The organism is Longimicrobium sp., from assembly GCF_036280135.1.
GTDB lineage: Bacteria > Gemmatimonadota > Gemmatimonadetes > Longimicrobiales > Longimicrobiaceae > Longimicrobium.
Map to the genome: position 1 here is coordinate 1 of NZ_DASURI010000979.1, position 6,203 is coordinate 6,203.

The following is a 6,203-nucleotide window of genomic DNA, read 5'->3' on the forward strand; positions in this document are numbered from 1 at the left end:
CAGCGGACCCGGGACGGTCCCGTTGATGGTGATCGCGTTCGCGCGCCGGCCTGCGACCGCGATCCGCGTGTTCGCGATCTCCAGGTCGTAGACCGCGAGCCCGTCGACCATCCGGGGCTGCAGGCCGTCTGGCGCACGCGAAAGTGGCAGCGCGCGGGCGTAATCGGGCAGCAGGGCCTCGATTCCCGCGAACGCGCCCAGGGCCCCTGCCGTCCGCAAGAAGCCGCGCCGCGACACGGGCACTGCCGGCAGCAGGCGGGTGTCGGGCTCCAGCGAGTTGGACTTCATCTCTGCATCGCTCCTGCATGTTCGAACGCGGCGCCGTGCCCGCGTCCGGAAATCCGTCTCCCATTCCGCGCCAGATGTGCGCCGCGGAAGCCGCGCCGGCGGTTTCGGCGCCGGGGATTGCGAGTCTGTTTTACGCGCCATAAATATGGCACCGGCCAGCGATTCTCCGCAACCCGCGGTTCGGCCTCAGGTACAGGGTACGGGGCGGATCTGCGTGTATTTTAATCGGCATCAAATCTGCGGGCGCGCCAGCGAGCTCTTCATCGCGCATTCTCGTGCAGACGAAGCCGAGGACCGCGCGCCGCCGGCGTCCTGCTGACCACAACGACTGCGGAGTGGAGGGAGAGAGGATGGTGACCCGGAGAGTGCGTGTCGCGGTGAACGGATACGGGGTGATCGGCAAGCGCGTCGCGGACGCCGTCGCGCTGCAGGACGACATGGAGCTGGTCGGGGTGGCCGACGTGGTTTCCGACTATCGGATCCGCGTGGCGGTCGAGCGCGGCTATCCCGTGTTTGCATCAGCCGGTGACAAGCAGAGCGAGATGGAGGCCGCAGGCGTGCCGGTGGCGGGATCGCTGGAGGACCTGCTCGGCAGGGTCGACGTGGTCGTGGACTGCACGCCCAAGAAGGTGGGTGCCGAAAACCGGGAGCGCTACCGCACGGCCGGCGTCAAGTCCATCTGGCAGGGCGGGGAGAAGCACGAGGTGGCGGGCTACTCGTTCGTTGCGCAGGTGAACTACGCGGGTGCCGTGGGTCGGGACTCGGCGCGCGTGGTCTCGTGCAATACCACGGCGCTCTGCCGGATCACGCACGCCCTCCACCAGCGCGGCTGGGTGATGCGGGTGCGCGCCGTGCTGCTGCGGCGCGCGACGGACCCCTGGGAATCGCACCGGAACGGGATGATCAACACGGCCATCCCGGAGACGACGGTTCCCAGCCACCAGGGGCCGGACGCGCAGACGGTGATCCCCGATCTCGACATCACGACGCTGGCCGGCGCGGGGCCGTACAACCTGAGCCACCTGCACTACGCCATGGTCGAGACCAGCCGGCCCGTTGACCTGGAAGAGCTGCGCGCGGCCCTCCGTGGCGCACCGCGGATCGCGTTCGTCCGTGCGGACGAAGGGCTCGTGGCACTCAACTCGGTGATGGAGCTCATGCGCGACCTGGGGCGGCCGCGGGGAGACATGTGGGAGGTGGCGGTGTGGGAGGACGCGCTCGCCGCCGACCAGCGTGAGGTCTATCTCACCTTCCAGGTGCACAACGAGGCGATCGTGGTACCTGAGACCGTGGACTGCATCCGCGCGCTCTCCGGGATCGAGCCGGACGGCGCGGCGTCGATGGCAAGGACCGACGCGGCGCTCGGCGTCGCGACGCGGTTCTTCGGCGAAGCTGGGGGTCCGGCCGGTACGGCCGCTCGCGGGTTCCGGCAGGCCGGCTTCAAGGGCTCGGAAGAGCCCACCGACGCCCGGCGCGGTGCAGGAGAGGCGGACCGCGGATGATCCGGCCTGGCGCGCAACCCGAACTCCGCCTCTCGATGAACCGCACGCTATGGGGTGCCGCCTTCGTCCTTCTGCTCCCCCTGTCCGCGCCGGCACAGGACAGCCCCGCCACCGCCCCGTCCGGGCTCGGCCTGGGCATGGGTGTGGTGGTGACCCGGCCGTTCCTCAACGCACCTGGGCGGGAGCCGTTCCAGGGGGTGGGCCGGTTCCGGGCGGGCCCGGGCATGGCTGTGTGGCTCCGATTCGACCGGCAGTCGTTCGGGGCCAGCGTGGGAGCGGAGGCGGCGGGGCTGGACATCGGTCCGGAGATCGTGCGCGATGGCATCCGAATGGGACGCGAAGCCTCCGTCTACGCCTCGGTCCACGGCTCCGCGCACTGGCGTCCCGCGCTGCGGATGGCGGGGTGGCGGCCCGAGCTCCACGTCGGCGGCGTGGGGACCAGTCTCGGGCAGGTGATGGCACGTCCCGACCAGCTCCCCGGCTATGCTCGCGATTCCGCGGGTGGCCCGGCGGACTCCGTGGCGCGCCCGCTCTCCCTGCGGGGCCGGGGCGTCCGGTTCGGCTTCGCCGCGGAGCGAACCTGGGGGAGCGCGGGGCTCCCCGGCGACGCCTCCGTCCGCATCGAAGTCTCGACCGATGCGGTCTGGTTCCGGACGCTGGAGGCTGGCAACCGAACCGTCCGGCTTCCACGCACCGCATCCGGGAACCTGCCCCGGCTGATGCTTGGGCTCCAGTGGCGGCCCAACGCCCCCGAGGCGCCGGACGGGGCAACTTCCCGCCCGGGAGCGGGTGTGGCGGGCCCCTGAGCGTGAGGCGCGAGCGTGCCGGAGCGGTCATGCCGGTGCTGGTACGTGCCCTGCGCCCGTCCGCTGCGATGAGCGACAGCTCCGCTCCCGCTTTACAGCGGGCAAAATCGACGTGTAGATTCGACTCGTTCGGCCGGGGGCGGCGGCTACGCCGCGCGCTCGCTCCGCTTCATCTTTCCCCGACCATTGCACCGGCCCATCCCATGTCCTTCGAGTCGCTACGCCCGCTGATCACCCGCTGGCGGGACGATCCGGCGGCGACCCTGGGAGCGCCGGAGGGCGCGGTGCACGGCCTCTTCCTGGTGGCGCCCGACGGCCGGGAGGAGGAAGTCCGGTCCCAGCTGCGACGTCCCGCGTTCAGCCGGGTCGCGGACCTGGATGTACGGTACCTTCCCTACGCCGAACTGGAGCGGAACCGGGAGGCGATGGCGCGGTTCGGCTCCGGCCTGAAGGCAGTCGAGGCCGTTTCGCGCCGGCTTGCGTGAAGCAGACTGCCACTCCCGGCCAACCGGAGGGGCTGCGGTGGGCAGCGCGATGGGCGGATCACCCGGCCGGCCCCGCACTCCTCGCACTGTTCGCCGCGCTCGAGGCATGTCTATTCCCGGCTCCGACCGAGGCGCTGATGCTCGCGCTCTGCCTCGGCAAGCCCAGGCAGTCACGGTGGCTGGCAGCGGTCGCCGTGGCCGCCTCTCTCGCTGGAGCGCTGGCCGCGTATGCGGCCGGACGTTTCTTCTTCGACGAAGTAGGCCGGGTGCTCCTGGACCGCGCCGGGCTGCTGGCCCGGTTCGAGGCGCTGGGAGGTGCGTACCGCGGCGGCGCCTTCTGGCTGCTCGCCACCTCCGGGTACACACCCGTCCCCTATCTGCTGTACACCATCTCCGCCGGCGCCTATCGAATCCCGCTTCCCACGTTCATCGCCGGTGCCCTCGTGGGGCGTGCGCTCAAGTACTTCCTCCTGGGCACGCTCACGTTCTACTTCGGCACTCCTGTCCGCGCGTTCATTGCCGCCCATCCCCGGCGCTTCGCCGCCGGGGCCATCCTGGCCCTCCTCGTGCTTCTCCTCCTGGCACTCCGGTTCTGACGAGTCACGGCCAGGCGCGAGTCAGCGGAGCGTGAGCCGCTCGCAACGGCAGCTACGAGCGAGAACGAAGAGCCGCCCCGCGACACCGTTCGCGGGGCGGCTCTTCCGTAGCAGGCCCGAGCGCCCGAGGGCGGAGAAGCTACTGCACCCCGAAGATCACGCGGAGGGAGTCGCCAAACTCCTGCTGCTCCATCCTCTGCTCCTCAATGGTATGGTGCGCCAGGCTGTCGAGCACGGCGCGGACGTTGGACCCGTGCCAGATTCGACTGGTCGATCGCGCCCTGGTGGTGCGGGATCATCATCTCGTAGAACATCCGGTCGAACGCGGGGCCGGCGGGGATCGGCTGCGGCATCATCGACGGAGGGGTGCGGCCGAGCCCGTGAGCTCCACGCGGACTGCCCCGAAACGCGCGATCTCGCGTGCCTAGTCTTCCTTCATCCGCTGGGCGACGCGCCGGGTCCCCTCCCGGTTCGCCTTGGCGTGCCCCACCCGCCTCACGCGCAGGCTGCTACGTGCCTGTTCGTCGCATAAGGCGGGCGGTGTGATTTCGCGGGCCGGGTGCGGCTCGGCTCAGACCCTGCCGCGGTCATCCCTGGCGGGGGGGTCCGATCACATCGGTGATGAACTCGCGTATGGCGGGCGCGCAGGCGCCGGCGAAGTCGTGTGCCGTGCGAACGTCGGCAGAGAGCGTCACGGGCGCGAGGCGCCCCTTCGGGAGGAGGCGAGCCAGATGCTCCGCGAGCGCCGGGGGGTGCCGCCAGTCCATCCCGCGGAAGATCAACGTTGGCGAGGTAATGCCCACGAGCTCGTCCACGCCGTGAAACGCCCGGTCACGGCCGATGGACGCCGCCGCCGCGATGCTGGCGGAATCGGAACGCGGAATCGCCTCCCGCACCATGGCGCCGACGACCGGCGCAAGATCGCCGAGGATCGGTGCCCAGGCCGCCTCTATGCCTTGCGTCCGGACACGAACTGCAAAAGCATCCATGAACGCGATCTCCGCTTGCTTCTGCTCGTCGGCTTCGATGTCTTCGACGCTGATGAGCACTGATCCCAGGATCCGCTCGGGGTAGGCAAGGGCTGCTCGCAGGGCGATGGTCGCCCCGAGGCCGGCACCGCCCACGATGGCGCCGGGCATACTGAGGTGGTTCAAGAGGGCGACCACGTCCTCGGCGTACTGGGCCCAGGTGTGGCGGGACGGGTCGGTACAGATGGACGCGCCATAGCCGCGGATGTCCGGCAAGACCACCCTGCAGAGGTCTGCGAGCCGCTCAGCCAGCGGAAGCAGACTCCGATGATCGGGACCTCCGCCGTGCAGCAGGACGAGCACGGGGCCGCTGGTGCCGGCCCGCTCACCGGCACCGCCAACCGCGGCAGCATACAGCTGCAAGCCGTCGCTGCCGCGGTACCCGAACTCGTTCATCGCGCCCGTTCCTTAAGCCCAAGGTTCAAATATCCGTCGCGAAGCAGGCCGCTACCGCCCGCAGGAGCGCGCCGCTTCAGGTCCGACATGGCTGGCGTCTGGTTCGCGAACCGGTCAGATCCCGTGGATCCCCTGGATGGACCACCCCACCGCGGGCGGCGGACCTCCCGCTTCGGTCCCTCGTGCTTCCGGTCACCGTGCGCTTCTGTACATCATGTCGATGAGCTCGTCGTACATCGACTCCGCGGCCTGATCGTCGCCGCCGCGGATCGCCGAGGTGGCGCAGTGCTTCAGGTGGTTGCGCATGAGCTCCCTTCCCACGCCTCGCAGCGCCTCGTGGACGGACGCGATCTGGGTGAGGATGTCGGCGCAGTAGCGGTCCTCCTCCACCATCTTCTGGAGTCCGCGCACCTGCCCCTCGATCCGGCGCAGGCGCTTGAGGTTGCGGTCCTTGATCGCGGTGTCGACCCCATGCGCCTTGCGTCCCGCCTCGTCGTGTGCGGCGCAGCCGCACCCGCAGGCCGCGTGAGCCTCCAATCCGTCCCCGGCGTCCCGCTCCGTCACCGTCGCCATGGCCCTCGTCTCCGTTGAGTGCTCTGCCACCGTTGTGTACGTCCCCCGCCCCTAACCTGCATTACCCCCAGACCGCCCCCGGACCGTGGGATCAGACGGCCTGGAGCGCCGTCTGCTCCATGAGGCTGACGACCTCCTCCAGCGTGGTGCGGCCCCGGTCCCGCGCGTACCAGCGGCGGACTTCGCGGTAGCGGGCCGCCTTGTCGAGCGCCTGCCCCTCGGAGCGGACCCAGGCCTGGAGGGGCTCCGGGCGCGAGCCCCACCAGCCCAGCTCGCGGCCCGCGCACCCGTGTAGAGGTGCGGATCCATCAGGTCCGGATTGGCCTCGCGTCCCAGGATGCGGAGGTCCAGCCCGGGCGCCGCCTGAGCCAGCCGGGCCAGCACGGGGGCGGTGTTCACCGCGTCGCCGCACCAGTCCTCGACGAGGACGAGCAGGAGGCGCGCCGGGAGCTGCCGCGCTCGCTCCACGAGATCCTCCGGGACAGTCGCCCGCGCGTGGACGGACCGCCACAGGCTCCTGGTTGCTCTC

General features: G+C 70.5%; 8 protein-coding genes and 1 pseudogene. 4 read left to right on the forward strand and 5 right to left on the reverse strand.

Annotation, left to right across the window (positions count from 1 at the left end; translation table 11 throughout):
- Positions 1-288, reverse strand: a 288-nt coding sequence (locus tag VFZ20_RS31455) for a twin-arginine translocation signal domain-containing protein (RefSeq protein WP_329687938.1), incomplete at its 3' end; no start/stop codon positions are given.
- Positions 289-638: 350 nt separating this feature from the next.
- Here VFZ20_RS31455 and VFZ20_RS31460 point away from each other — a divergent pair.
- The 4 genes and pseudogenes from VFZ20_RS31460 (at position 639) to VFZ20_RS31475 (ending at position 3,677) form a co-directional block, all read left to right on the forward strand.
- Positions 639-1,790: a type II glyceraldehyde-3-phosphate dehydrogenase gene (locus tag VFZ20_RS31460; protein ID WP_329687939.1), complete on the forward strand. Its 1,152-nt coding sequence runs from the start codon at positions 639-641 to the stop codon at positions 1,788-1,790.
- A gap of 35 nt (positions 1,791-1,825) precedes the next feature.
- Positions 1,826-2,596, forward strand: coding sequence for a hypothetical protein (locus tag VFZ20_RS31465; protein WP_329687940.1), 771 nt, complete (start codon positions 1,826-1,828; stop codon positions 2,594-2,596).
- A gap of 263 nt (positions 2,597-2,859) precedes the next feature.
- A pseudogene (locus tag VFZ20_RS32860) lies at positions 2,860-3,081 on the forward strand (type II restriction endonuclease); the annotation flags it as partial.
- A gap of 137 nt (positions 3,082-3,218) precedes the next feature.
- On the forward strand, positions 3,219-3,677 hold the full coding sequence (locus tag VFZ20_RS31475; protein ID WP_329687942.1) for a YqaA family protein: 459 nt from the start codon (positions 3,219-3,221) through the stop codon (positions 3,675-3,677).
- Positions 3,678-3,880: 203 nt separating this feature from the next.
- On the opposite strand, the gene VFZ20_RS33020 is transcribed toward VFZ20_RS31475, so the two are convergent.
- From VFZ20_RS33020 to VFZ20_RS33025, 4 genes are all read right to left on the reverse strand, one after another.
- Positions 3,881-4,033 carry a DUF305 domain-containing protein gene (locus VFZ20_RS33020; RefSeq protein WP_414682963.1) on the reverse strand — a complete coding sequence of 51 codons (153 nt, stop codon included), beginning with the start codon at positions 4,031-4,033 and terminating at the stop codon, positions 3,881-3,883.
- Between the two features lie 231 nt (positions 4,034-4,264).
- Positions 4,265-5,101: an alpha/beta hydrolase gene (locus VFZ20_RS31480; RefSeq protein WP_329687943.1), complete on the reverse strand. Its 837-nt coding sequence runs from the start codon at positions 5,099-5,101 to the stop codon at positions 4,265-4,267.
- A 192-nt stretch (positions 5,102-5,293) separates the two neighbouring features.
- Entirely contained in the window at positions 5,294-5,674 is a 381-nt protein-coding gene (locus tag VFZ20_RS31485; RefSeq protein ID WP_329687944.1) for a metal-sensitive transcriptional regulator, read from the reverse strand.
- 51 nt (positions 5,675-5,725) lie between these two features.
- Complete coding sequence (locus VFZ20_RS33025; RefSeq protein WP_414682964.1) at positions 5,726-6,187, reverse strand: thioredoxin family protein; 462 nt, start codon at positions 6,185-6,187, stop codon at positions 5,726-5,728.
- Positions 6,188-6,203: the final 16 nt, after the last annotated feature.